The organism is Rosenbergiella nectarea, from assembly GCF_900111105.1.
GTDB lineage: Bacteria > Pseudomonadota > Gammaproteobacteria > Enterobacterales > Enterobacteriaceae > Rosenbergiella > Rosenbergiella nectarea.
In genome coordinates this window covers 33,902-57,695 of sequence record NZ_FOGC01000008.1, presented here as the reverse complement: position 1 = coordinate 57,695, position 23,794 = coordinate 33,902, and the positions used below count along the sequence as shown (strand labels likewise).

The following is a 23,794-nucleotide window of genomic DNA, read 5'->3' as shown; positions in this document are numbered from 1 at the left end:
ATTAGCGGCTCCCAATAAGTTGCATATGTTCGGCCACAGGGCCTAATGCTAATGAAGGGATAAAGGTCAAGGCTCCGGTGAGTAACACCGTTCCGATTAACAGCCCGATAAATAATCCACCGTAAGTCGGTAGTGTTCCTGCACCGCTTGGCTGAGTCGAGCGTTGTGCCATCCGTCCAGCAATGATTAACAATGGAATGAAAGGAAGGAAGCGTCCTAAAAGCATGACGATACCTAATAGAAGATTCCAAAAGGGGGTGTTTGCCGAGAGGCCAGCAAAAGCACTGCCATTGTTATTAGCGGCAGATGAGAGGGCATACAATACCTCGGTAAAACCGTGCGGGCCTGGATTCATTATTCCGGCACGTCCCGCTTCCGTCATTAAGGCGAAGGCTGTTCCGGTTAAGACCAACAGTGGCGTGATCAAAATATAAAGTGCCACCATTTTCATTTCAGTCGGTCCAATTTTTTTTCCCAGAAATTCCGGTGTACGTCCAATCATTAAGCCTGCGATAAATACGGCGAGCATGACATTAATCAACATGCCATACAGTCCAGAACCCACACCGCCGAAGACGACTTCGCCAATTTGCATCAGCCACAGTGGGACTAATCCTCCTAACGCAGTCAATGAATCATGCATCGCAACGACAGCACCACAAGAGGCTGCTGTAGTCACTACCGTATAGAGTGAAGACGCGAGGATACCGAATCGGCTCTCTTTACCTTCCCAGTTCATCACACTGTCTGCGCCGGCCAGTGCAAAATGAGGATTACCCTTCACTTCAGCCACCATTACCGCGATCACCGCAAAGACAAAAATAATCCCCATTGCCCATAACAACGCATTCGCATGCGGCCGATTATTGGCTACCTCCCCGAAGGCAAAGCAGAGTGCCGCCGGAATTAAAAAAATGAGGACCATTTGAACGAAGTTGGTCAGAGAAGTGGGATTTTCGAAAGGATGAGCGGAATTAGCATTAAAAAACCCGCCACCATTAGTCCCTAACAATTTGATCGATTCCATCGAAGCCACGGGGCCGAGTGGCAGTTTCTGTGGGATGCCTTCTAACGACGTATAATCCACGTAACGGTGTAACGTCTGTATCACCCCTTGCCCCATAAAGAAGATCGCAGAAAGAAGAGCGAGCGGAAGCAAAATGAACAGCGTGATGCGTAATAAATCTCGCCAAGCACTCCCTAGATAAGTTTGATTTCGCCAAACAAATCCACGAATCAAGGCAAAAAGTATTGCCATGCCTGTGGCAGCAGAAAGAAAGTTTTGTACAGTCAGGCCCACCAGGCTACTGAAATAGCTGACGGTAGTTTCTCCCGCGTAGGCTTGCCAGTTTGTATTGGTCACAAAGCTTATCGCGGTATTGAATGCCAAGTCCCAAGGTAGGCCGGGTAAATGTTGTGGATTGAGCGGTAACCACTGTTGGGAAACGAGTATACCCATTAATAAGACAAACCCGAGCAGGTTAAAGAGGCCTATCGCGAAGAGATAGTGAGTACTCGTCATCCCTTGACGACGAATACCACAGAGCGAAAAGAGGCTTTTTTCTATCACGCGGCAGCCTGGTAAGGGTTCATCCCGGATGATGATGGCTAAAACTTTTCCAAGAGGTTTAGCGCACAACAACACAGCAAGTAGGAAGCTAGCGACTAACAACACGGCTTGTGCTGGCATTAGAATTCCTCCGCGTAGAACAGAGCATAAAACAGGTAGACCAGTAAGGTGAGAATTAGCAACGTCCCAAACATAAAAAATAGCGACATACTGTTCGCTCCAGTTATTTTAACTAGCTGAATAGTAAGATTTTTAAGATAAAATTTTCGTAGAAAAAAATCGGGGGATATAAAAAAAATATAAAATTTTGACGTTTTTTGGGGTTCGCTCTCGGTTGAGTTTTGCATTCTTAAATAATTCAACGTATAAAGTGCTGATAGCTATTTAGATGTCTAAACGTTTAGAAGGTCGTATGCAACCAGAAGCAGAACAGAGCGGAACTTTACAGCGCACAATGAAAGCCCGTCATTTAGTGATGCTCTCATTAGGGGGGGTGATTGGGACAGGGTTATTTTTCAATACCGGTTATATCATTGCCACCACGGGTGCCGCGGGAACGCTACTCGCCTACCTTATCGGGGCCTTAGTGGTATGGTTGGTGATGCAAAGCTTAGGCGAACTTTCCGTGGCCATGCCCGAAACAGGGGCCTTTCATGTCTATGCCACCCGCTATTTAGGTCCGGCAACCGGCTATACCGTTGCCTGGCTCTATTGGCTAACCTGGACAGTGGCCTTAGGGTCCAGCTTTACCGCCGCGGGCTTTTGCATGCAGTATTGGTTCCCGCAGGTCCCTATTTGGCAGTGGTGTCTGCTTTTTTGCGTGATTATTTTTGGATTAAATATTATTTCGACCCGCTTTTTCGCGGAGGGTGAATTTTGGTTTTCACTCGTGAAAGTTATCACCATTCTGGTATTTATCATCTTGGGTGCGGCGGCGATCTTTGGCATTCTTCCGATGCACGATGGCACCCCCGCGCCTTTTTTACATAACCTCACCGCTCAAGGCTGGTTCCCCCACGGTACATTACCCATCTTGATGACCATGGTCGCCGTCAATTTTGCGTTTTCAGGTACCGAGCTGATTGGGATCGCGGCGGGCGAAACGGAGAATCCGGAGAAGGTTATTCCGGTCGCTATTCGTACCACTATTGCCCGCTTAATTATCTTTTTCTTAGGCACCGTATTTGTCTTAGCCGCGCTGATCCCGATGCAACAGGCGGGAGTAGAGAAGAGTCCTTTCGTACTGGTCTTTGAGAAAATAGGGATCCCTTATGCTGCCGATATATTCAATTTCGTTATCCTGACAGCAATTCTTTCGGCGGCAAATTCTGGTCTTTATGCTTCTGGGCGAATGTTGTGGTCACTGGCGAACCAGCGTACCTTACCTCGGGCATTTGCACAGGTTAATCGACGCGGGATCCCGGTCTTTGCGATCAGTATCAGTATGCTGGGCGGGATTTTAGCGCTCTTCACCAGTATTATCGCCCCGGACACCGTCTTTGTGGCACTCTCTGCCATTTCTGGATTCGCGGTGGTTGCGGTGTGGCTAAGTATTTGTGCCTCCCACTACCGTTTCCGCCGCCGCTATGTGGCCTCGGGTCAAAAGGTGGAGGCGCTGGCTTACCGTGCCCCGTGGTTCCCGATACTGCCCGTGTTGGGGTTTATTCTGTGCCTAATCGCCTGTTTAGGGCTCGCTTTTGACCCTAGCCAAAGAATCGCGTTATGGTGTGGTATTCCCTTTGTAGCGTGTTGTTATGCGGCCTACTATCTAACTTCTGCAAAAAAAGCTAAGGACGTGAAGCATGTCTCTGACTCATCCACTTAATTCGTTACTGGAACAGTCTCCTTTTATCGTACTGGATGGTGCCTTGGCGACCGAGCTTGAAACACGTGGCTGCCAGATCACCGACAGTCTTTGGTCAGCCAATGTCTTGATCAATCAACCTGATATTATCCGCCAAGTTCACCTCGACTATTTCCGGGCGGGAGCACAGTGTGCCATTACCGCCAGTTATCAAGCCTCTCTGCCAGGATTTGCCCAACGAGGATTAGACCGCGAGGACGCCGAAGCGCTCATCGCGCGTAGCGTGACCCTAGCCGTTGAAGCTCGCAGCCAATTTCTTGCCGAATCGCCAGCCTCACCCCGCCCCTTGGTCGCAGGGTCGGTTGGCCCTTATGGCGCTTACTTGGCCGATGGTTCGGAATATCGTGGTGATTATTCGCTAAGTCGTGAGGCCTTTATCGATTTTCACCGCCCACGCGTTACACAACTACTGACCGCAGGTGCCGATATATTGGCATGCGAGACCCAGCCCTCTTTTGCTGAAATTCAAGCCTTATGCGAGCTGATCCAAGCGTACCCTGAGGCAAGCGCATGGTTTAGCTTTACGCTTAAGGATGCGCACCATCTGAGTGACGGCACGCCATTAGCCACGGTGGTAAGTTACTTAACCACTCAGCCACAGGTCGTTGCCCTAGGCATAAACTGCATTGCCTTGACGGAGACGACAGCGGCGTTGAACCATCTACACACCCTCACCGCGTTACCGTTGGTGGTGTACCCTAACTCGGGTGAAACCTATAACGCGCAGAGTAAAACGTGGCACCATGGTGGGGATCACTGCCAACAGTTAAGTGATTATCTCCCTGATTGGCTTGCCGCCGGTGCTAAACTCATCGGGGGATGCTGCCGAACATCGCCGAAAGATATTCAAGCATTGGCCGCGCAGCAGCACGCGCTGTCTAACGAGTGATAAAGCGTTGACGCCAAGGTTTCAACACCACGATGGCTAACACTGCAGTCAAGATATCGAGGCCAATTGCTAAACTAAATACCGGGACCCAACCGTGGCTTGCTTGATAAAGCAATGCCGCGAGGGGGCCACCCAGTATTGATCCCACCCCTTGTGACATATATAACCAGCCATAATTACTGGCTGCATGTTGGCTACCGAAGGTATCGGTCAACGTGGCAGGAAAAAGAGAGAAGATTTCCCCCCACCCTAAGAAAACCACGCCCGAAAGCAGAATAAATAACAGCGGGTCATGACGAAACGTTAGCCATAAGCTCATTGCTACCGCTTCGAGGAGAAAGGCGACAAACATCGTATTTTCACGACCAATCCGGTCAGAAACCCAACCAAATAATGGCCGCGTTAACCCATTGGTTAAGCGGTCGATACTCATCGCCAAGGGTAATGCTGCCATGCCCCAAATCAAGACTTGGCCAACCCCGACATCTGCGGCAAAGCTTGCCAGCTGTGAGGTAACCATCAACCCCGAGGTAGACATGCAGGCCATCATAAAGAATAGTAGCCAGAACAGCGGCTGCTTGAGCATTTGGGAAGAGGAGTAGTGACGTTGAACGCATGCTTGATGACTGATCACAGGACTGGCACTGGGGGCATCGCGTAACCCTCGGCTGGCCAGTCCACCGAGTGCGGCAAAGCCCACGCCAAAGACCAGTAATGTCGAAGTCAGTCCATAATGGCTAAGCGATACTGAAATCGGTAGCGTCGTCACAATAGCCCCCATTCCATACCCTGCCGCAACCATTCCGGCCGCAAAGCCGCGTTGTTCGGGAAACCAGCGTACCACTTGTCCCACTATCCCGATATACACAATACCGGTGCCGATGCCGCCGACGACCCCATACAGCAAATAAAGCGACCAAAGGGAGTGACTGTATGCTGCACCAACCCAACTCGCACCCGTTAATAGCGTACCTAACCCAATTAAGCGCCGTGCACCAAAGCGGTCAATCAACTTGCCCTGCAAGGGTGATAAGAATGTTTGAAAGATGATCAGTAAGGAAAAGGTCACTTGTAAAAGAGGTAAATGAACATCAAGACGCTCGAGAAACGGCTTGGTTAACAGCGTCCAGACATACTGCGGACTGGAAATCGATGCCATGCAGAGCAGCCCTAGCGCCAGCTGTTGCCATTTCTGTGCGGAGCGGATCTGTATCGGGTTAATACTTACTTCGGTTTGTACGCTCATCGGCTGTTCTCCCTTATGTCGAAACGTTAACCGAAGCAAGCTTTGTGCCAGATTGTATAGATAAAAATATCTTAATGGTGATGCGGGCAGACATATCTTTTTTATATCGCTCACGGCATAATGAGTGCCCAATCTCTCAATACGTAATCTATGAAAAAACAACGTATTACCTTAAATGACATCGCGGTATTAGCGGGTGTAACCAAAATGACGGTTAGTCGTTTCTTGCGGACGCCCGGAAAAGTGAAAACCGATACGGCCGAACGCATCGCCAGTGTTATTGAGGAGGTTGGTTTTGAACCCGATTCGGATAATCCACAGATCACTAGCCAATCGATCCCTAGGGTTGGCGTACTCATCCCCTCGTTTAATAATCAAATATTTAGCGAGTTATTAGCGGGGATTGAGGCCGTGACGGAGGCTCAGGGTTACCAGACGCTGGTCGTCACCTACGACTACTCTTCTCAAAAAGAAGAGGAGCAAATTGCGGCATTACTCGCCTTCAATATTAAGGCGTTGATACTGACCGACACCGCCCATAGCCTTAGAGCCGAAAAATATCTACAGGCCGCGAAAATCCCGATTGCGGAAGTCATGGGGATTGCCACACAGCCTGATCGTATTAATGTTGGCTTTGATAATTTCCGCGCGGGCTATGAGGCGACGCAAGCCCTGATCGAGGCGGGTCGCAAGCATATCGCTTACTTCGGTTCGATGTCTGATCTACGCGATCAACAACGCTATCAAGGCTACTGCGACGCGCTAAACGCCGCAGGGTTATCCACCACCCATGTTAGCCCCAAAAAAGTCTCGTCCATCGAAACGGGTACGATGATGATGCAAGAAGCCTTACTTAACGTACCTAACCTTGATGCCATTTTCTGTACTAATGATGATTTGGCGATAGGCGTGTTACGGGCTTGCCAAGCTGCCTGTATTGATATTCCACAGCGTATTGCGATTGTGGGTTTTCATGGTTTGGAGATAGGGCAAATTACGACTCCCCGTCTGACCAGTGTCGTAACCCCCCGTTATGAGGTCGGTAAGCAGGCAACTGAACTGTTACTGCAGCGTGTTCAGGGGCACGAAACGGCTAGCCAAGTTATTCTTAAAACGCATTTTCTCATTGGCGATACTTTCCCGCTTTCCTAATGGCTTGGTAAAACACCCGCCGGATCACGTTATCCGTAACATCATTTCTTAACACGATTCAGCGTGATACAACTCGCAAAAACATTTGTAAAAACATTGTTTCATAGTCGTCACAAAATATCCGTCCTTTTGCCGAATATAATGACTATGCTTATAAACTTAGACTGCAAAAGAAGACGATAATGGATAATTTTTCATGGAAGATAAGCGAAGATTTATTTCAGGAATCTATTTTCTGAAGGGAGGAGTACTATGAGTCATAACGTTCCAAGGACCCGTTGGTATCGGATAATTGTGCCCATTCTGATTGCTTGTATCATCTCATTTATGGACCGGGTAAACATCAGTTTTGCCATACCGGGGGGGATGGATCAAGAGTTAGGGATCACCAGCCAAATGGCTGGGGTGGTGAGCGGGATTTTCTTTATTGGCTACCTCTTCCTACAAATTCCTGGTGGACGGATTGCCGTCCACGGTAGCGGTAAGAAATTTATTGCTGCCTCGTTAACGGCCTGGGCCGTGATCTCTATCGCCACTGGCTTTGTGACACACGAATATCAACTCCTCATTTTACGTTTCTTGCTCGGTATCGCCGAGGGGGGAATGCTGCCGGTGGTGTTAACCATGGTCAGCAACTGGTTTCCTGAGAAAGAGCTGGGTCGTGCCAATGCTATTGTCATGATGTTTGCCCCGTTGGGCGGAATTTTTACTGCGCCAGTCTCTGGAGCCATCATCTCGGCGCTGGATTGGCGCTGGCTGTTCTTTATTGAAGGGATCCTCTCCGCCATCGTGATGATGTTGTGGTGGGCGCTGATCAGTGACCGCCCGGAGGAAGCGCGTTGGTTGCCCGAAGCTGAACGTGAATACCTACTAACTCAGCTAAAAGCAGAACGCGAAGCACGTGAAGAAAAAGTTGAAGTCAGTAAAGCACCATTAAGAGATGTCTTTAAAAACCGCGGATTAGTGACACTTATTTTTCTCAACTTTTTTTACCAAACCGGTGACTATGGGTACACCCTATGGCTACCTGCCATTCTTAAGAATCTAACGGGTGGGAACATGGCCGATGTCGGCGGACTGGCGATTCTTCCCTTTGTCGCAATGGCAGCGGGTATCTATATAATCTCGCTATTCAGTGACCGATCAGGTAAGCGTCGCTTATGGGTCTGTGTGTCACTGCTCTGCTTTGCCGCCTCATTGGTCGCCTCGGTTGTCCTGCGCCATCACGTTGTCGCGGCTTATATTGCTCTCGTCGTCTGTGGTTTCTTCTTGAAAGCGGCCACCAGCCCATTCTGGAGTATTCCAGGGCGAATCGCTTCAGCAGAAGCTGCGGGGGCAGCACGGGGAGTAATTAATGGTTTAGGTAATTTAGGGGGGTTCTGTGGGCCCTACTTAGTAGGCGTGATGATAAACTTTTACGGCCATAATGTCGCCATTTATGCGCTATCCGTTTCACTCCTTATTGCGGCAATCTTATCGATAACGCTACCTAAACAGTGTGATATCCAGCCTGATGATGAGGCGGTCAACCACCCGGGAAAGGGGGTCGCCGCGTCTAATCGTTAAGAGTTTTGCGGTAGGGATCACTTACCGCACTTCAACCGATAGCGACTCCCTGCTATCGGTTCTTTTTAACGAATAATGTGTGATAAGCGGCCAATCTGACTAATTTCCACAGCAACATCGTCGCCGGGGAACATAAACAGTTGTGGGGTCCGAGATTTACCGACCCCTCCTGGCGACCCGGTAATAATGACATCTCCGGGTGAAAGCGGCGTGAAGTGCGTGACGTAGGCAATGATCGCCGCGACACTGTGAATCATATTTTGAGTCGAGTCTTTTTGAACTTGTACGCCGTTTAAGAACGTTTTTAATTCAAGTTGTTGCGGATCAGGGATTTCATCGTGTGTGGTCATCCAAGGTCCGAACCCTCCGGTGGCCGGCCAATTCTTACCCGCGGTGAACCACGTAAACTGCATGTCACGCACCGTGGCGTCCATAAAGCAGCTATATCCCGCAACGTAATGTAAGGCTTCATCTTCAGTCACTTGGTGAGCCGGTTTACCGATCACTACCGCCAACTCGCCTTCATAGTCAAATTGCTCGCTACTCACCGGCTTTTGAATCGGCTGTAGGTGTGCAGTAAGGCTATCCGCAAAGCGAATAAATAAGGTCGGCGCAGGATTGGTTTCACCAAATTCGATACGTTTTTCCGAATAATTCATCCCTACACACAAAATTTTATTAGGGGTCTTGATCACTGGCAGAAAACTGATCTCATGAAACGCATAATCTGCTGGGCGCGTAGAGAGAGGCTGCAATGCGGCGAGGCCATCATTTTCCAGTAGGTCTTTCAAATCGCGGTAGTCGAGCAGTTTTCCTGCATCAATCACACCTTGTTCACAGACCAGACCAAAGGTTTCATGGCCACTACTATTAATAATAAAGCTACATACCTGCATAAAATTCGGCTTTCGTTGATGTCTATGAGAAAATCGTCATCTCCCTGCAAGCGAATTCTTTATGTAATTGAGCATTGCGGTGGTGACGCCGTGAGCGGCTGATTCTAACAGCCTGACGATCCCGCAGCTAATCTTTTCACCGCCCTTTTACCAAAAATACCCTCTTTATTGACGCGACTTAGCGAATTTCAAGAGGTTCTGCCGTCTCAGGAGCAGGATAATAGCGCGTGAGTTGTGCGCAATCTTGCTCACTGATCTCAAGTTGTAACGCTTGCACGTTGTCGTCAACATGCTGAATATTACCGGATTCAGGTATCGCCAAAATGTTGTTCTGCCGGATCACCCAAGCGAGCAATAAGGCTGCAGGCGTCACCTGGTAGTTGGCGGCAAGCGTTTTTACTTCATCCAAATCGAGCAGGTGAGACCCCGCTCCGCCTAATGGACAATAGGCCATCATGGCAATAGAACGCTCAGCACACCAAGGTGCGAGGTCGTATTCAATGCCTCTGCCAGCAAGGTTATAAAAAACTTGGTTGACCGCGCAGTGCTCCCCACCCTCGACCTGTAGTAGGGATTGCATCGCCGGTAAATCGAAATTAGAGACGCCCCAAGCGTTAATCTTGCCTTTCTTCTTCATCGCTTCCAGTAGATTGACCACTTCTTGTAGATCGTTGCCGGACTGCCAGTGTAGGAGATAAAGATCGAGGTTATCTGTGCGTAGCCGATTAAGCGAGGCGTCTAAGCTGGCTTCAAGCTGCCTTTCAGTCGCATTCCAAGGATAGACTTTCGAGACGAGATAGGTCTGGTCGCGACGATCCTCGATCGCTTTACCGATCAGAGTCTCAGACTTCCCGTCACCATACATTTCAGCGGTATCGATGACTCGTAACCCAAGGTCTAGACCACGATGTAGCGCTGCGATTTCCTGCTGTTCACTGTAACGGCCTTGTCCTAACCGCCAGCTCCCCATACCAAGGGAAGGAAGTGTGTGCCCTGCTATCTGTAACGTTGAATGATGCGTCATCGTTTGCTCCAGGTGAATGGGGTAAAGCTTAATCGTAGTGCATAATCTGCAGTAGGCTGGAGCTTAAGTAGAAAAATTGTCTTCACTATGACAGTTAACAACAATTATTTCGCCGCACCTTACAGAAGGAATTTAAGCGTTATTAAGTATATTGAGATAAATAGAAAAGGTTGTTCCTTTAACCAGGTAGAGAGTCACTTTGATAATCAGTCGTTAATTAACTCTATTATCAAAAAGACAAATAATAAATTAAAATGAATTACCTCACTTTATTTTAAACTTAAATGATTATATTTTTTTATTAAAAACGAGCTAAAGAAATAATAAAAAACACACTATGATCACCCAAGATAATTCACTCCTCACAAAGAGAAGGTTTAATATCCGTACCTCTCTTAATCTAATGAGTATACGAATATCATCTTACTTACCGTTCAGATGGAGATAGGTAAAATGGATAAATTATCTATCCTTTTTTCTATTGCTCATCCATACGATTAAACTAAGAATTGTTCTCGTATAAGTTTTGTTTACTTTCCATCTGATACTATCCCGGCTTCTGAAATGTAGTGAGGAAAATTTTATGTCTAATGCTGCCCCCCGATCAGGGATAAAAATTTTTTGCTGATTATCCTCTCTTCGTATGCTTGATTGGGATAATTAGAGTACCTCACCCCTCTATTCGGGTGGATAGTTATCAATAGATCATGTATTGGAGTGAACCATGATGTCTAAAAAATATCCTCTATTTTCTATTTTAGAAATACCCTCTTTTTCTATTCAAAAAAGACGTTCTGTTAACGAATTAGACAGACTTCCCCTTGACGATCCCCCGACCTCTATTTCTTGTGCTTAAATTTAATTAATAAACACTCAGAAATCTGTATTCAATACGGGACTAAAAGCGATCTTCTCTCTGTATTAGATATAAATAGATAACGACCGACACCTATTATTACAAATATCTGTCGTTCTGAATCATCTCTGTGGTAGCCACTCATAAAATCATTAATTTCAGAATTCTATCGTTGTAATAAATTAATGTTTTTATGTGAGCAACCAAAAATCATCTTAAACTTGAGTTGTTAACCTATGCTAATGATAAAAATACATTCCATCCGGAACAAAATTCCTGTGAACGATTTGATCGTTATCCCCATTCTGGTTATTTTAGTCAGTGCTTTTGTGCAGGGTTGGCAAGGAATGCATGCCACTTTTAACGGGGCCTCCTTACCATCAGGAAACAGCAACTATACACAGCTATTTGAAGATGCGATACGCACGTCGATAAGATTAGTTTTCGGTTTAGTTTTATCGATGATCTTTACCCTCGTTTTTGGAGTTTTAGCCGCAAAATTCACGCCCTTACGCCGTGTTATTCTTCCTATAGTTAATTTTATGGAGTCAGTGCCACTGGTAGGATTCTTAACATTCACTACAGCTTTTTTTCTAGGGCTCTACCCACACAACGTCATGGGTTTGGAGGGATTGGCAATCTTTGCCATTTTTACAGGCCAAGCATGGAATATGATGCTAACACTGTATCAAATGTTACGCATCGTGCCTCATGAACTGGTGGATGCTACAGCAATATTTTATTGCAACCCTTGGCAACGTTTTTGGCGGCTAGGATTTCTCTATTCTTTTCCGGGGTTATTATGGAATACCATGGTGTCACAATCTGCAGCATGGTTTACCCTCATTGCATCTGAAATGTTAACTATTGGAAATAAAAATATAAATCTTCCAGGGATCGGATCCTGGATAGGTTGTGCTTTAAACAGTGGAAATATCCACGCCGTATTATGGGGTTTACTTGCACTCATTATTAATATTGTGCTGTTTGATCAATTACTGTTTCGTCCATTGGTTCGTTACGCAAGTCGTTTTAAAATTGAAGATAAGAGTGTAAGTAGCAAACAAAGCTCATGGTTTTATACATGTTTGGCACACTCTCTTACCGGAAATATAATTAGAAAAATCTTCGCGACATCCCGCGTCTTTTGGCTATTCGTTCTACCCAAATTATGGTATAAAATGAAATTCGACCGCCTATTTTCATCGCTGTCATCATTAAACGAGTTATGGTCGAAGTTATGGTATTTCTTCGTGCTCGTTATCTGCTTATATTTCATATATTACTTGTGGTGTTATCTTCCTTTTCACTATTTGACTCAGCTACCTTTATTAATGGGACTGACTGCATGTAGAGTATTTACTGCATTATTATTGAGCATTGCTATTTTTACCCCACTTGGAATTTGGATCGGATTGCGACCTAATTTACTGCGTTTTTTTCAGCCTATTATTCAGGTAATGGCCGCACTTCCCATAAATATTTTTTACCCCCTTATTGTTGTGGCGTTATTAACTTGGCATCAGAATCTGAATTATTGGACTATCCCAATGATTATGCTAGGAACTCAATGGTATATACTCTTTAACGTCATTGCAGGAGCCTCAGTCATCCCTGGGCAGATGACTGATGTCAGCCGGATATTCCACGCTAAAGGCATTATTTGGTGGACGAAATATATCCTCCCGGCGATTTTCCCCTATATTGTCACGGGTATTATTTCCGCAGCAGGCGGCGCGTGGAATGCAGCGATCGCCGCTGAATCTCTCAGTTGGGGCGACACAACCTTTAAAGCAAAAGGACTCGGGGCATTTATTTCTGCAAGCACGACCAGTAGCCAAGATCCCAAGGCTGCTCTCGGTTGCCTCGCCATGTGTTTCATGGTTGCACTTTGTGTCATTTTTATTTGGCGTCCTTTGTACCGCTATGCCGAGACCCGGTTCAAATTAGACTGATCCTTTCAAAAAGACATATAAATGAGAATTTATGATGAATATACTACAACCTGTTTTAGCGATAAAAAATGTCGAGAAATCCTTTGGCCGTCAGCAACAAACCCTACCGATTATTCAGAACATCACTCTACATGTTGATCATAACGAAATCGTGGCGGTATTAGGAAAATCCGGCTCAGGAAAATCTACATTATTGCGTATCATTGCCGGACTTGAATCGCCCACTTCCGGTTCCGTGCTCTGTAATAGTTTACCGGTCAAAGGTCCCTGCCCCGATGTCAGTATGGTATTTCAATCCTTTGCACTTTTTCCTTGGCTCACGGTTTCAGGTAACATCGCTTTCGGCCTTGAGGCGCTTGGACTTCCTGAGAGTGAGGTTAAACGTCGCACTGTGGACATGATCGATCTTATCGGGTTATCGGGTTATGCGAATGCGTGGCCTAGAGAGTTATCCGGCGGGATGAAACAACGCATAGGCTTTGCACGTGCGCTGGCAGTTGAACCCACTTTATTGTTATTGGACGAGCCTTTCTCTGCACTTGATATTTATAGTGCACGTAAGCTACGTCAAGAGTTAATGCACTTATGGCAACAGAAAACATTGAAAACTCAAGCATTGGTTCTTGTCACCCATAATGTGGAGGAAGCCGTCATGCTATGTGATCGGGTTCTGCTCATGACAGGAAACCCCGGCACTCTCACGGATAATTTCCACATTGGTATTCCAAGGGAACAGCGCAATAGTGATAATACCCAACCTCTTATAGAGTTAATCAGCCGAACACTTACGCAGAAGATTGCTACAACATCACACTAACTTTGACAGCTTTTGTTCGTGGAGAGTCATTCAAAGCCGTATGTCGTTATTTTAGACTGGCATGTAAGCGGATAAGAGGGGAAGGGCGACTTAACGAATATTATTTAAAAAGGTCACGTTGTTAGGTGAGTTAATTCCCGAAATCCTCATGTTATAAAATGACCCTAAGTGGGCCTGTAGTGATAAAAAGCCGCTACCCAGTAGCGGCTATCACGTTTACGATGATTTAGTTCAGCGCGTAAGCAATAACGTAATCACCACGGTCTGGGGACTGACGCGCCCCACCCGCAGAAATCAAGATGTACTGTTTACCTCTTTTCGGCGAGACATAGCTGATTGGACCACCTTGGCTGCCAACCGGGAGTCGAGCTTTCCAAACTTCCTTTCCGGTCGAACTGTCAAATGCCCGTAAGTAGTAGTCCTGAGTCCCTGCAATAAAGACCAAGCCCCCCTGCGTTGCAAGACTGCCCCCTAATGAAGGCATACCGATTGGCATTTTCATGCCCATCTTAATTCCCATTGGCCCGGTATCCTGCACCGTACCCAGTGGGACCTGCCACAGAATTTTTTGTGTGGTCATATCGATAGCTGAAAGTGTCCCAAATGGCGGCGCTTGGCAAGGGATGCCTAGTGGCGACATAAAGCGATTTTTATTCACCGAGTAAGGCGCACCTTTCATCGGTACCGCACCCATCCCAGTATTCACCGCCTCTCCGCCAGTATTGGCAGCCGTCGACGCATTGGGATCCGCCTTGATCAGCTGCTGCCATAAGCCTAGGCGCATATCGTTGACGAAAATCAGATGGTTATTCGGATCCGTCGACAGGCTTCCCCAGTTCATCCCGCCGAGAGATCCTGGGAAACTTAACGATTTATCCGTTCCTGGTGCGGTGTAGAGTCCATCGTAACGCATCGATTTAAAGCTGACGCGGCAGATCAGTTGGTCAAAAGGCGTGGCCCCCCACATATCGGATTCTTTCAGAGTCTGAGCACCAATTTGTGGCATACCCACTGAACGCGGTTGGATATCGCTGTACTGCTCACCGGGGATGTTGCCGCGCTTCACTTTAACGTTTTCGACTTTCGTTAACGGCTGACCGGTTAGACGATCTAACATGTAAATCTGGCCCGCTTTCGTTCCTACGACTACCGCAGGACGGTTTTCACCCGTTGGTGTTTTGAAATCGATTAAGCTCGGTTGCATAGGAATATCAAAGTCCCAGAGATCGTTATGGACGGTTTGATACACCCATTTTTCTTTACCGGTATTCGCATCGACCGCGAGAATTGACGCACCGTATTTATGATCTAACGGCGTACGGTTCGCTCCCCAGATATCGACAGAAGAGCTTCCCATCGGCATAAAGACGGTATTGGATTGCGGATCCTAGGACATAGGCGCCCAAGAATTCGGGGTGCTACGTACATAATGCTGTCCCGGTTGCAGCGTTGCATTCGGGTTTGGATTACCAGGGTCAAAAGCCCAACGTAATGCGCCGGTCAACACATCGAATCCACGCATCACGCCACCTGGCATATCTGTACTGACATTGTCAGAGATACGCCCGCCGACCACGACGGTAGTACCGGCAAGGGTTGGTGCAGAGGTAAGCACATACTGCGGATCAGGGGCATTACCCATCCCGGTTAATAAATTAACCGTTCCGTGATCGCCAAATCCTTCACAATACTGACCATTGTCGGCATTTAAAGCAATCAAACGTCCGTCAATAGTATTCATCAAAATACGACGGGGGCAGTTCGCAATATCGGCACCGTTAACGGCTAGAGGCTGGCTGCTCCCTGGCAGTTCAGGGTGTGGCAGAGACTTAGTGGCATCAAAATACGCCAGCCCACGGCAGCGCATCCAGACCGATGACTTCGCATTGATTTCGGCTTTCCACAGCGCTTTACCACTGTCAGCATCTACCGCGATAACGTTATTATGCGGCGTACACAGGAAGATTTTGTCGCCAACTTGCAGCGGCGTCTGTTGATCTTCAGCACCATTGCCGTCTGGACTAAGTGGGATATCACCCGTATGGAACGTCCACACCGGTTTTAGGTGTTGGACATTATCACGAGTAATCTGGTCTGCCGCAACGAATCGGCTTCCCCCAGGGGTATTACCATAATTATCCCAATTGGTTAACGGCGCTTGTTTTGACACTGGCACCAATGGCTTCGGCTCGCCTTGAAACGCAACGGGGTCATGAGGTTGAAACATGCCTGCAAACGCAGCCACGAAACCCACTGTCGTCGCTAAGGCGAGAACATAGCTGGCGATACTTACAATTCGCGTTGCCGCGGGTTGGCGCGGGTTGGCGCAGTGAAGGTAAGATAACGAACGCAATTATTGCCAAGCCAGCAGGGAACATCATGCGTGAGATCAGTGGCCAGAAGACAATGCCAACTTCCATCACCGCCCACACAAGCGTACCCAGTGCGAACAGGAGGTAACGTACCGCGCCTGACGCTCGTAAACGAAAGAGTTGTATGCTGCTGACTAACAGGAAGATACCTGAAATTAAGAAGTACCCACTACCGCCTAAACTCAATAATTTCCCGCCCTCGATAATAAAAAAGAGTGCGGTTAATAACAGTATTAGGCCAAGTAGGCGAGCCGTAATCTTTAGCCACAGCGCCTTTAGAGGTGTATTTCCCATGGAATTTTCCTGCCAAATATAAATAATGAGCCGTTATAATACTGTTGCAATCGATAACATCAACGTTTCATTGCAGTCACTTTTTTTCTGGTTCTTTATTAAGTGGTTGGCTTTCCTGTAAGCACGGCGCGAAAAATAGCTTTCCACTCCATGCTCCTCTCACCGTTTTAGTCATGACCAGCGTCCATATTCCGCTTAACAAAACAAGAAGCCCTATCGCAAGTGTTGAGAAAAAAGAGAGGTTGGTCAGCTGTGCAAGTTTAAACGTCGCAAGCGTAAAAACCCCTAAGGGGAAGGTGTAGCCCCACCAGCCTAAATTAAAGGGAATTCCCTGTCTTAAATAGTGGCAGGTGATACCCAGCGCTAACAGCAGCCACCACGCACCAACCCCCCATAATAAGATCCCCATTACCCAACCAAATCCCGCTACCACATGGCTGAAAGGTCCAAAGATCGGATTGCTCGCGAGGAGTATGCTCTGCTGGCTCAGTAAAAACATCCCCAAAGATCCCGTCCCTATTGGCCCTAACGCTAGCCACGTGGTGGCTGATAGGGCGACCGGGGGAAGCTTATGTAACGCCATACGTAACAGTAAAATGGTCAACAGGGATAAGGCGAGCGGCACAGAAAATGCCCATAAAATCATACTCGTAATAACCATCGCCTGTTGCTGTGTGGAATCGATCAAATGCGGCGCAATAATCCAACCACTGGCGGCGGCCACTTCTGCCGCGACAATCGGTAATAACCACAATCCTGTCATCGAGGAGAGTTGATGAGATTGTCGTGTAAACATGAAGAAAGGTAATCCAATGCCACACCCTATAGCGAGCAATACATCGACTTTCCACAGTTGTTGGGCAATGTCGACCGCCACGCTGCCAAAGAGAGGTACACCAAAGCTGATAAAGCCGTTGATGATTGTCGCCAACCCCATCGGAATGGTGCCTAAAAACATCGACATTTGGGGATGACCGAATATTTTATACGCTTCCTGCGGATAGAGGATCCAGCGACCAAGATACAGCATGACAAATACCGTAAAGAGGCCAATATTTATCACCCAGAGTATACGGGCTAAAGCAAATAAAGGCGTTGTAGGTGTGGCAGCTTGCGCGAGGACTAAGGCGAGTACGCCCGTGCCCATCGTCACCGCAAACCAATTCGGGGTAAAAAAACGCACGGTCTCATTAAAAGAGGCCAATTGATAAAAGGGTTTTTTTAAATTTTTTATTGTTAGCGGCATAAGCTCCTCCTGTGGTGAGGAACTATAAATCACCCTGTTAAATTATAAAAACGGGTAAATATTGTTATACCTACCAGATAAAGTGGTAACAAAGGTTGCTGCTACAATCATGAATCGGACCTATTTCAAGGAATGATGAATCTCTATTCCTTTGACGGTGCCAACGTTTTTGCCAACGCCAACCACGCTATTGCCGCGGGAGGTAATTGTGCTCCAGCCCGCCAAGCTAAGGCTATACGCCAGTCAGTATGCGGCTCGTTAAGAGGTACTAACGAAATACCGGAATGTTTATGCTTATTCGCAAGCATTCGCGGTAAAAATGCGACGCCCAATCCTGCTGTCACGAGATCGACAATAAAATCAATTTGCCCACTCCGAGCGGTAATTCGAGGACTGATATTTCTCCGTTCACAAGCCGCCATTATTAATTGATTAAGCGTGAAACCCTCCTCAAATAAAATAAATGGCTCCGCTTGCAAATCCTTAAAATCAAGCAGGTGACATTGCGATAGCGGGTGGTCCGCCTGTAAGACGACGACAAGTGGTTCATTACGCACATCTTGATAGGCTATGGCTTCATCGTGCGAAACCAGCAAGGCGGCGATATCAATCGCTCCAGCATCTAAACATTCACGTAATCGATTACCGCCATGTTCTATCAGTTCTATGTCCACTTGCGGATAGCGACTTCTATACTCTGTAAACATTTTGGCGAATAAATCGCCACATCCGACTGGCGGTAAGCCAATTCGAAGTGTACCGCCCTTGAGATCCCGTAACACCTCAATTTCTGCGAGAAGATGGTTTTTCTCCGTAAGTAAGACGAGTGCGCGTCGATAAGTGATTTCCCCCGCGGCCGTTAACTCCGTTTTATGGCCAATACGGTTTAGAAGAGGAACGCCCAGTTCAACTTCAAGTGCTTTTACTGCTTTACTTACCGATGATTGAGTCAATGAAACAACTTCGGCGGCTTGGGTAAAACCGCCTTGACGGACAACTTCGACAAATACTCGCAACGTTCTAAGGTTCATCACTATTCTACTTTTGACTTATTTTGAGTTGAAAAAGTTGTTTTTATCATAGCTAAAAATACCTTACTTTACCTTATACGCAAGTCGCCCCTTGCTTGGCTGAATATCTACAAACATAGGAACGATGACTATGATTATTTCCTCGGCATCAGATTACCGGGAAGCTGCGAGACGAAAGCTGCCCCGATTCTTATTCGATTATATCGATGGCGGAGCCTATACCGAACATACCCTGCGCGCGAACTGCTCAGACCTCGCCACGATTAGCTTACGTCAACGCATCCTGCGTAATGTTGAACATCTCAGCCTTAAGACAACGCTCTTTGGGCAGCAGCACGAACTCCCTATTATTTTAAGCCCTGTCGGATTAACGGGTATGTATGCTCGCCGTGGAGAGACCCAAGCGGCAAACGCCGCAGCAGCGAAAGGGATCCCTTTTTGTTTATCAACCGTCTCGGTATGCTCGATTGAGGAGGTCGCCTCCCAAAGCTCACAACCGCTCTGGTTTCAACTATACGTACTGAAAGATCGTGGATTTATGCGCAACGCGCTAGAACGGGCGCAAGCCGCGGGGATTACTACGCTTGTTTTCACCGTCGATATGCCAACACCGGGCGCTCGCTATCGTGATGCTCACTCGGGAATGTCAGGCCCCTTTGCAGCATCGCGACGGATCTTGCAAGCCTGTACGCGACCTGACTGGGCATTGAACGTTGGCCTACTGGGTCGCCCACATGATTTGGGCAATATCTCAAAATACTTAGGTAAAGCCACTACATTAGAAGATTACGTTGGATGGCTGGGGAATAATTTCGATCCATCGATCAGTTGGAAAGACTTAGAGTGGATTCGAGAGTTCTGGAAAGGCCCCATGATTATTAAAGGAATACTTGATCCAGAAGATGCTAAAGACGCAGTCAATTTCGGGGCTGATGGGATAGTCGTCTCAAACCATGGCGGTCGCCAACTGGACGGTGTCTTATCCACCGCGAAAGCATTACCTATCATTGCCGACAAAATTGGCGATGATCTGACCCTACTGGTCGATTCAGGCATTCGTTCCGGACTGGACGTGGTGCGTATGCTGGCACTAGGCGCCAAAGCCTGCCTAATAGGACGCTCAACGGCCTATGCACTGGCAGCGGAGGGTCAACGTGGCGTTGAAAATTTATTGGACATATTCTCCAAGGAGATGCGGGTTGCAATGACCCTTACCGGCGTCACGTCAATTGACCAAATCGATCGCAGCGCCTTGGTGTTACCCGAGTAAGTGACTCACATCATGGTACAGTAAAGATAACTAACAGGTACCTTAGCTGACAAGCCTGTGCTAACTGATTGTTATCTTCTGTACCCTGACTACGTCACTCGCTGAGTGAGGGCGAAAAACTGCATCGGATAAGTTTTTTACCCAGGCTCTAGCTGATTTTATCGACCTGCAGCATTACCTAACGCCTGTGCGCAAGCCCACGCCGAGCTCCACGCCCATTGGAAGTTATATCCTCCCAACCAGCCCGTGACATCCACCACTTCACCAATAAAGTAAAGGCCAGGTACATCGCGAGCCTCAAAGGTTTGCGACGAGAGATGTTGCGTGTCAACACCGCCTAAGGTGACCTCCGCGGTCCGATAGCCTTCGGTGCCATTCGGATAAACAGCCCATGCCGTCAGTTGTTCGACAAGCTGTTGTTGTTGGCGCGAATTGAGCTGTTTTAGCGTCACTTCGGGTAATAGAGAAAGCTCGACTAAACTGTCCACCAGTCGTTTAGGTAACAGACAGGCTAAACTATTCTTAAGCGAAAGATTGGGATGTTCGCTGCGCTGTGCCTCAATAAATGAGTGAATATCAGTATCAGGAACAAGATTGATCGTGACCGCTTGCCCCGGGTGCCAATAACTGGAAATTTGCAGTACGGCTGGCCCCGACAGCCCACGGTGGGTAAATAGCATCGATTCTTTAAAACGGGTACCGTCCGCAGCATCAACGGTAATGGGTACGGCAACGCCCGAGATCTGTTGTAACGTATCGAGTATTGGCTTATGCAAGGTGAAAGGCACTAACGCGGCGCTGACCGGTTTTACCGATAAGCCAAATTGTTCAGCAACCTTATAACCAAAAGGCGTTGCGCCTAGGCCCGGCATCGAAAGCCCCCCTGAAGCAACGACAAGTTTGCGAGTACTTACATTTACACCATTAAGCTTTAATAGGTATTCGCCAGACTCATGTCGTTGCAGATCGAGGATTTCACTGCGTAGTCGTAGTGTGACCTTGCCTAACTCGCACTCAGCCATCAACAGATCCACAATCTGCTGAGCCGAATCATCGCAAAATAATTGGCCTAAGGTTTTTTCATGCCAATTGATGTTGTACTTACCGACCAGATCAATGAAATCCCACTGTGTGTAGCGAGCAAGTGCTGACTTACAAAAATGAGGGTTAGCAGAGATATAGGCTGCGGGCTCAATGTATAAGTTAGTAAAGTTGCAGCGTCCGCCACCGGACATCAATATTTTTCGTCCGACTTTCTTGCCGTTATCCACCACCAGAACTTTCAGCCCTTGTTGGCCCGCTTGCGCGGCACAGAATAACCCTGCAGCCCCTGCACCAATCACCACTACATCAAATTTTTCCACACAACCCCCCTCTAAAAGGCCAGATTGTAGTGACCTGACAGGCCGGTGGCTAGTCAGAAAAAAAAAAGTTAAACGATAATTAAATAACTTACTCTTTTTTATAAGGAAATTGATGTATCTATTAGGGTAAAGGGAAGGGTAGGGTAAAAAATTATGATATTTTACTTTCCTGCAAGGACCTAACTCGCCGATAATGCCTCGGGTATGTCCCTTAAAATGGCGTAACATTATGTTTCATCTGTTTACCGGTCTTGATTTAACTACCAGTCTATTCTTAGTTCTGGCACTTTTGTTTGTTCTATTTTACGAAGCAATCAACGGCTTCCATGACACGGCAAATGCGGTTGCTACCGTTATTTACACCCGTGCCATGCGTGCGCAACTAGCTGTGATGATGGCTGGTTTATTCAATTTCCTCGGCGTAATACTCGGCGGGTTAAGTGTTGCCTATGCAATAGTGCACATACTGCCTACCGATCTTCTGCTGAATGTTGGCTCTTCCCATGGGCTGGCAATGATATTCTCGATATTGCTTGCGGCAATTATTTGGAATTTAGGGACTTGGTATTTTGGTTTGCCTGCATCAAGCTCGCATACGTTAATCGGTGCCATTATTGGTATTGCAGTAACGAACGCCTTGGTGACGGGTGGCTCACTCGTCGAAGCGCTTAACCTACCGAAAGTTATCAATATTTTCCTTTCATTGATTTTATCGCCAATCGTCGGGATGGTGATTGCGGGCTTCCTTATCTTCCTACTCCGTAAGTATTGGAGTGGAACGAAGAAGCGTCGTCGTAATCATATGACACCTGCTGAACGTGAGAAAAAAGATGGTAAGAAGAAGCCGCCTTTTTGGACGCGTATCGCCTTAATCATTTCAGCGATCGGTGTGAGCTACTCACATGGTGCGAACGATGGGCAGAAAGGTATCGGGTTGGTGATGCTGGTACTGATTGGTGTTGCGCCGGCCGGATTTGTGGTGAATATGAATGCCTCAGGGTATGACATCACTCGAACCCGTGATGCGGTAAATCACCTCGAGCAATACTATCAGCAACATAATCCACAAGTTTCAACGCTGATTGCGCCACCTGCTGCCAACAACGTTGCGATTGACCCTAGCGAACCTTTTCACTGTAACAGTGAGAATGGGTTAGCTACCGTTCATCATGCGCAGGATTTGCTGAATAATCTTTCAAGCTATGATCAGTTGAGTGTTGAAAACCGCTCTCAAGTGCGTCGCTTGTTATTATGCATGTCGGATACTGCCGATAAGATTGCTAAGCTACCGGAAACCTCTTCTAACGATAAGCGTTTCTTAAGTAACCTAAAAAGCGACCTTAACGATACCATCGAGTATGCACCGATTTGGATTATCTTAGCGGTAGCACTCGCACTGTCCCTCGGGACGATGGTCGGTTGGCGTCGTGTTGCGACCACTATCGGCGAAAAAATTGGTAAAAATGGTATGACTTACGCACAAGGTATGTCAGCTCAGATTACTGCAGCAGTATCGATTGGCTTAGCGAGTTATACTGGGATGCCCGTGTCGACCACGCATATCCTCTCATCTTCCGTTGCGGGGACCATGATTGTCGATGGCGGTGGCGTACAGTCGAAAACAATTCGTAGTATCGCGTTAGCCTGGGTATTGACCCTACCGGTCTCCATCCTGCTTTCGGGTGCTCTGTACTGGATAGCGTTACAACTGCTCTAAGCAAACTAAGACACAGGTCATCGATCTGTGTCTTACTTTTCCCTCTGATTCACTGCTCTCCTTGCCAAGTCAGGCTATACTTCTCTTAAATTTATTCAATCGTTTCCTCATGACAGTCCCTGCGCTTAACGCTATGATTGGGACTTCATAGAAACATCAATAAGAGCGTACCGCTGTGTCGTGACTATTGCGCCAATAAGGAGTTTACCATGTCATATCATCATGTTTTGGTGGCCGTCGATCTCTCACCAGAAAGCGAAGAATTAGTCCAGAAAGCGGTTTCTTTAGCAAAACCTTATAATGCCAAAGTCTCTATTATTCATGTGGATGTTAACTATTCCGATCTCTACACCGGTCTCATCGACGTAAACTTAGGCGATATGCAAAAACGTATCTCCCAAGAGACCTCGCAAGCCTTGACTACTTTAGCCAACCAAGCGGGTTATCCTTTTAGTGAGATTTTGAGTGGTACGGGCGAGTTAGCTCAGGTGCTGATCGACGCGATTAACAAATACGACATTGACTTAGTCATTTGTGGCCATCACCAAGATTTCTGGAGCAAGTTGATGTCTTCAGCGCGACAACTGATTAATAATGTTCACGTTGATATGCTAATCGTACCATTTCGTGACGAAGAATAGTCAATGAAGGTCTCCCGGTCTCTA

General features: G+C 47.2%; 16 protein-coding genes and 1 pseudogene. 9 read left to right on the top strand and 8 right to left on the bottom strand.

Features of this window, described 5'->3' with window-relative positions; genetic code table 11:
- Position 1 precedes the first annotated feature (1 nt).
- The gene (gene kdpA / locus BMX14_RS10550) at positions 2-1,690 is read right to left on the bottom strand and encodes a potassium-transporting ATPase subunit KdpA (RefSeq protein WP_092676586.1); all 1,689 of its coding nucleotides are present in this window, start codon (positions 1,688-1,690) and stop codon (positions 2-4) included.
- Positions 1,691-1,982: 292 nt separating this feature from the next.
- On the opposite strand from kdpA, the gene mmuP reads away from it, so the two are divergent.
- The gene (gene mmuP, locus BMX14_RS10540) at positions 1,983-3,395 is read left to right on the top strand and encodes an S-methylmethionine permease (RefSeq protein WP_092676827.1); all 1,413 of its coding nucleotides are present in this window, start codon (positions 1,983-1,985) and stop codon (positions 3,393-3,395) included.
- Positions 3,373-4,323, top strand: coding sequence for a homocysteine S-methyltransferase (gene mmuM / locus BMX14_RS10535; RefSeq protein WP_092676580.1), 951 nt, complete (start codon positions 3,373-3,375; stop codon positions 4,321-4,323). Before mmuP ends, mmuM begins: the two co-directional genes overlap by 23 nt.
- Here the strand turns inward: mmuM and oxlT are convergent.
- On the bottom strand, positions 4,313-5,569 hold the full coding sequence (oxlT, locus tag BMX14_RS10530) for an oxalate/formate MFS antiporter (RefSeq protein ID WP_092676577.1): 1,257 nt from the start codon (positions 5,567-5,569) through the stop codon (positions 4,313-4,315). The genes mmuM and oxlT overlap by 11 nt on opposite strands.
- Before the next feature lie 150 nt (positions 5,570-5,719).
- On the opposite strand from oxlT, the gene BMX14_RS10525 reads away from it, so the two are divergent.
- Both BMX14_RS10525 and BMX14_RS10520 read left to right on the top strand, forming a co-directional pair.
- Positions 5,720-6,721: a LacI family DNA-binding transcriptional regulator gene (locus BMX14_RS10525; protein ID WP_092676574.1), complete on the top strand. Its 1,002-nt coding sequence runs from the start codon at positions 5,720-5,722 to the stop codon at positions 6,719-6,721.
- Between the two features lie 252 nt (positions 6,722-6,973).
- Positions 6,974-8,287: an MFS transporter gene (locus BMX14_RS10520; RefSeq protein ID WP_092676572.1), complete on the top strand. Its 1,314-nt coding sequence runs from the start codon at positions 6,974-6,976 to the stop codon at positions 8,285-8,287.
- Positions 8,288-8,352: 65 nt separating this feature from the next.
- On the opposite strand, the gene BMX14_RS10515 is transcribed toward BMX14_RS10520, so the two are convergent.
- Together BMX14_RS10515 and BMX14_RS10510 are read right to left on the bottom strand one after the other, a co-directional pair.
- Positions 8,353-9,183: a fumarylacetoacetate hydrolase family protein gene (locus BMX14_RS10515; RefSeq protein ID WP_092676569.1), complete on the bottom strand. Its 831-nt coding sequence runs from the start codon at positions 9,181-9,183 to the stop codon at positions 8,353-8,355.
- A gap of 178 nt (positions 9,184-9,361) precedes the next feature.
- Positions 9,362-10,207: an aldo/keto reductase gene (locus tag BMX14_RS10510; protein WP_092676566.1), complete on the bottom strand. Its 846-nt coding sequence runs from the start codon at positions 10,205-10,207 to the stop codon at positions 9,362-9,364.
- 1,134 nt (positions 10,208-11,341) lie between these two features.
- Between BMX14_RS10510 and BMX14_RS10505 the strand changes: the two genes are divergently transcribed.
- Positions 11,342-13,018, top strand: coding sequence for an ABC transporter permease (locus tag BMX14_RS10505; protein WP_230527431.1), 1,677 nt, complete (start codon positions 11,342-11,344; stop codon positions 13,016-13,018).
- Positions 13,019-13,049: 31 nt separating this feature from the next.
- Entirely contained in the window at positions 13,050-13,835 is a 786-nt protein-coding gene (locus BMX14_RS10500; RefSeq protein ID WP_092676560.1) for an ABC transporter ATP-binding protein, read from the top strand.
- A gap of 226 nt (positions 13,836-14,061) precedes the next feature.
- On the opposite strand, the pseudogene BMX14_RS10495 reads toward BMX14_RS10500, so the two are convergent.
- The 3 genes and pseudogenes from BMX14_RS10495 to BMX14_RS10485 all read right to left on the bottom strand — a co-directional run bounded on the left by BMX14_RS10495 (position 14,062) and on the right by BMX14_RS10485 (position 18,778).
- Positions 14,062-16,501: pseudogene (locus tag BMX14_RS10495) on the bottom strand (membrane-bound PQQ-dependent dehydrogenase, glucose/quinate/shikimate family).
- A gap of 76 nt (positions 16,502-16,577) precedes the next feature.
- A complete protein-coding gene (locus BMX14_RS10490) occupies positions 16,578-17,747 on the bottom strand; it encodes a TDT family transporter (protein WP_092676558.1) in 1,170 nt (389 codons plus the stop codon).
- Positions 17,748-17,890: 143 nt separating this feature from the next.
- Complete coding sequence (locus BMX14_RS10485) at positions 17,891-18,778, bottom strand: LysR family transcriptional regulator (RefSeq protein ID WP_092676555.1); 888 nt, start codon at positions 18,776-18,778, stop codon at positions 17,891-17,893.
- A gap of 130 nt (positions 18,779-18,908) precedes the next feature.
- On the opposite strand from BMX14_RS10485, the gene lldD reads away from it, so the two are divergent.
- Positions 18,909-20,048 carry an FMN-dependent L-lactate dehydrogenase LldD gene (gene lldD, locus BMX14_RS10480; RefSeq protein ID WP_092676552.1) on the top strand — a complete coding sequence of 380 codons (1,140 nt, stop codon included), beginning with the start codon at positions 18,909-18,911 and terminating at the stop codon, positions 20,046-20,048.
- Between the two features lie 158 nt (positions 20,049-20,206).
- Here lldD and BMX14_RS10475 read toward each other — a convergent pair whose 3' ends face one another.
- Positions 20,207-21,412 carry a BaiN/RdsA family NAD(P)/FAD-dependent oxidoreductase gene (locus BMX14_RS10475; RefSeq protein WP_092676549.1) on the bottom strand — a complete coding sequence of 402 codons (1,206 nt, stop codon included), beginning with the start codon at positions 21,410-21,412 and terminating at the stop codon, positions 20,207-20,209.
- 229 nt (positions 21,413-21,641) lie between these two features.
- Here BMX14_RS10475 and pitA point away from each other — a divergent pair, with 229 nt between their 5' ends.
- The gene (pitA, locus tag BMX14_RS10470; RefSeq protein ID WP_092676546.1) at positions 21,642-23,129 is read left to right on the top strand and encodes an inorganic phosphate transporter PitA; all 1,488 of its coding nucleotides are present in this window, start codon (positions 21,642-21,644) and stop codon (positions 23,127-23,129) included.
- A gap of 209 nt (positions 23,130-23,338) precedes the next feature.
- Positions 23,339-23,770, top strand: coding sequence for a universal stress protein UspA (gene uspA, locus BMX14_RS10465; protein WP_071432661.1), 432 nt, complete (start codon positions 23,339-23,341; stop codon positions 23,768-23,770).
- Positions 23,771-23,794 lie beyond the last annotated feature (24 nt).

What these genes read in the sequence shown, in the direction of transcription:
- BMX14_RS10485 (WP_092676555.1), bottom strand. Translation starts at nt 18,778, where the DNA reads ATGAACCTTAGAACGTTGCGAGTATTTGTCGAAGTTGTCCGTCAAGGC.
- kdpA (WP_092676586.1), bottom strand. Translation starts at nt 1,690, where the DNA reads ATGCCAGCACAAGCCGTGTTGTTAGTCGCTAGCTTCCTACTTGCTGTG.
- BMX14_RS10520 (WP_092676572.1), top strand. Translation starts at nt 6,974, where the DNA reads ATGAGTCATAACGTTCCAAGGACCCGTTGGTATCGGATAATTGTGCCC.
- oxlT (WP_092676577.1), bottom strand. Translation starts at nt 5,569, where the DNA reads ATGAGCGTACAAACCGAAGTAAGTATTAACCCGATACAGATCCGCTCC.
- BMX14_RS10490 (WP_092676558.1), bottom strand. Translation starts at nt 17,747, where the DNA reads ATGCCGCTAACAATAAAAAATTTAAAAAAACCCTTTTATCAATTGGCC.
- mmuM (WP_092676580.1), top strand. Translation starts at nt 3,373, where the DNA reads ATGTCTCTGACTCATCCACTTAATTCGTTACTGGAACAGTCTCCTTTT.
- BMX14_RS10525 (WP_092676574.1), top strand. Translation starts at nt 5,720, where the DNA reads ATGAAAAAACAACGTATTACCTTAAATGACATCGCGGTATTAGCGGGT.
- BMX14_RS10515 (WP_092676569.1), bottom strand. Translation starts at nt 9,183, where the DNA reads ATGCAGGTATGTAGCTTTATTATTAATAGTAGTGGCCATGAAACCTTT.
- lldD (WP_092676552.1), top strand. Translation starts at nt 18,909, where the DNA reads ATGATTATTTCCTCGGCATCAGATTACCGGGAAGCTGCGAGACGAAAG.
- pitA (WP_092676546.1), top strand. Translation starts at nt 21,642, where the DNA reads ATGTTTCATCTGTTTACCGGTCTTGATTTAACTACCAGTCTATTCTTA.
- BMX14_RS10500 (WP_092676560.1), top strand. Translation starts at nt 13,050, where the DNA reads ATGATGAATATACTACAACCTGTTTTAGCGATAAAAAATGTCGAGAAA.
- mmuP (WP_092676827.1), top strand. Translation starts at nt 1,983, where the DNA reads ATGCAACCAGAAGCAGAACAGAGCGGAACTTTACAGCGCACAATGAAA.
- uspA (WP_071432661.1), top strand. Translation starts at nt 23,339, where the DNA reads ATGTCATATCATCATGTTTTGGTGGCCGTCGATCTCTCACCAGAAAGC.
- BMX14_RS10510 (WP_092676566.1), bottom strand. Translation starts at nt 10,207, where the DNA reads ATGACGCATCATTCAACGTTACAGATAGCAGGGCACACACTTCCTTCC.